This window comes from Mycolicibacterium novocastrense, assembly GCF_001570485.1.
GTDB lineage: Bacteria > Actinomycetota > Actinomycetes > Mycobacteriales > Mycobacteriaceae > Mycobacterium > Mycobacterium novocastrense.
Map to the genome: position 1 here is coordinate 1 of NZ_BCTA01000119.1, position 2,251 is coordinate 2,251.

The following is a 2,251-nucleotide window of genomic DNA, read 5'->3' on the forward strand; positions in this document are numbered from 1 at the left end:
TTCCTGGGCAGTGGGCATCCCGGCGCAGACAGCCGCGACGCTCCACCGAACCTTGGTTTGATCGAAAGCACCGACGGCGGCCAAACCTGGCACTCACTGTCGATGACCGGCGAGGCCGATTTCCATTCCCTCGACTACCGGCATGGACTGCTTTTTGGACTCGACAGCGGAACCCGATCAGTGATGGTAACCGCAGACAAAAAGACGTGGGAGCGACGCGCGAGGATCAGCGCCGTCGACATCGCGGTGTCACCCACCGAGCGGAACGGCGTCCTCGCCACGACCGGCACGGGCATGTTGCGCAGCATCGACCAGGCCAAGACCTTCCACCTGTCGCCGGCACACCCCCTCTGATCTTGCGGAGTTGGCCCGACGACGGACCCTTAATCGGGATTACCCCGACCGGGATCGTGTATGCCAGCCAAGATTCGGGGGCGACGTGGCAGGTGCGGCGCGATCTGGGTGAGCGCCCGCAGGCTGTGGAGTCAGCGGGGCGCGGCCTGGTGTTCGTTGCAACCGAGAAGGGCATCCAGCGCTCGACCGACAGTGGAACCACGTTCGAAACGTTCTACACCTTCGATGCACCGTGAACGGGCTTAGTCGCAACCCCGCTGCGACGTTGACGTCGCTGCATACCGCAACCAACAGCGCGCCACACAAAGCGCATCGGCCGAAGCAGCACGGAATCCGATTTGCCCCGCCGCTTATGCACGTACATGAGGTTCAGTGCGAAAGGCACGCGGCAATTCCCTCTTGATGGATAACATTCGTTATCCATGAAGACTGCCCCTGAAACGCGTCCTTCTGCTCCTCCGATCCCCGCCGGATAATCGTCGATCACGTTTTGTGGCGGCGCTGTTGCAAGCTTTTGAGCTACAGCGACCCGCTGCGCATCTACATCAGCGGTCATGGACACCGCGAAACGATCGGTCAGCACCGCATCTGGGTAAGTCCCCTGGGGTGGTGGGGTTTCGGGGGTGAGGCGAGCGAGCCGGGACTGACTTGAGGTGTGTCGGTGAGCCTCTTGAAGTGGGGCATCGCGTAGTGGTCATTGAGTTACCGACCAAAGTGACTCAAGTAAAGGACGCACCACGCGATGACCCAGGACTATTCTGCCTTGCTCGCCCAGCTCGATGCGCTCAAGTCCGCTGATGCGGGCGCGGTGTTCGCCGAGTTGATCCGTGCTGGACTGCAGGCGTTGATCGAGGCCGAGGCCGCTGAGGCGATCGGGGCCGGGCGCTATCAACGCAGCGAGCAACGCAACACGCACCGCAATGGGCATCGGGCCAAGACGGTGTCGACGACGTCCGGGGACATCGAGGTCAAGATCCCCAAGCTGCGGGCCGGCTCGTTCTTCCCGTCGCTGCTTGAGCGGCGCCGCCGCATCGACAAAGCGCTGCACGCGGTGATCATGGAGGCCTACGTCCACGGTGTCTCCACCCGCAGCGTCGATGACTTGGTTGCTGCCCTCGGCGTCGGCTCGGGGGTCTCCAAGTCCGAGGTGTCGCGTATCTGCGCCGGTCTCGATAAGGAGATCGAGGCGTTTCGGACCCGCAGGCTGACTCACACCCAGTTCCCCTACGTGTTTTGCGATGCCACGTTTTGCAAGGTCCGCGTCGGGGCCCATGTGGTGTCCCAAGCGCTGATCGTGGCCACCGGGGTGTCCATCGACGGCACCCGCGAAGTGCTCGGCACGGCCGTGGGTGACAGCGAATCCTTCGAGTTCTGGCGCGAGTTTTTGGGCTCGCTCAAAGCGCGCGGCCTGACCGGGGTGCATCTGGTGATCTCCGATGCCCATGCGGGCCTCAAAGCCGCCGTGGCCCAGCAGTTCGCCGGATCGTCGTGGCAGCGCTGCCGGGTGCATTTCATGCGCAACCTGCACGGCGCGGTCGCGGCCAAACATGCCCCGGCGGTCACGGCGGCGGTCAAGACGATCTTTGCCCACACCGATCCCGCCGAGGTCGCCGCTCAATGGGATCAGGTAGCCGACACGCTCTCGGCGAGCTTTCCGAAAATCTCGACAATGATGGATGAGGCCAAAACCGATGTGTTGGCGTTCACCGCGTTCCCGCGGGCGCACTGGCAAAAGATCTGGTCGAACAACCCCATCGAACGGCTCAATAAAGAGATCAAACGCCGCGCCGACGTGGTAGAAATCTTCCCCAACCCTGCGGCGTTCCTACGACTGGCGACCGCGGTGGTCATAGAAGCCCACGACGAATGGCAAGTCACTCGCCGCTACCTCTCCGAC

The 2,251-nt window shown here is 63.0% G+C and carries 2 protein-coding genes and 1 pseudogene; 2 read left to right on the forward strand and 1 reads right to left on the reverse strand.

Features of this window, described 5'->3' with window-relative positions:
* Positions 1 to 354: pseudogene (locus RMCN_RS31795) on the forward strand (F510_1955 family glycosylhydrolase); the annotation flags it as partial.
* Between the two features lie 214 nt (positions 355 to 568).
* Here RMCN_RS31795 and RMCN_RS31215 read toward each other — a convergent pair.
* Entirely contained in the window at positions 569 to 937 is a 369-nt protein-coding gene (locus RMCN_RS31215) for a hypothetical protein (protein WP_165604508.1), read from the reverse strand.
* A gap of 159 nt (positions 938 to 1,096) precedes the next feature.
* Between RMCN_RS31215 and RMCN_RS30735 the strand changes: the two genes are divergently transcribed.
* Positions 1,097 to 2,251, forward strand: a 1,155-nt coding sequence (locus RMCN_RS30735) for an IS256 family transposase (protein ID WP_067397026.1), incomplete at its 3' end; no start/stop codon positions are given.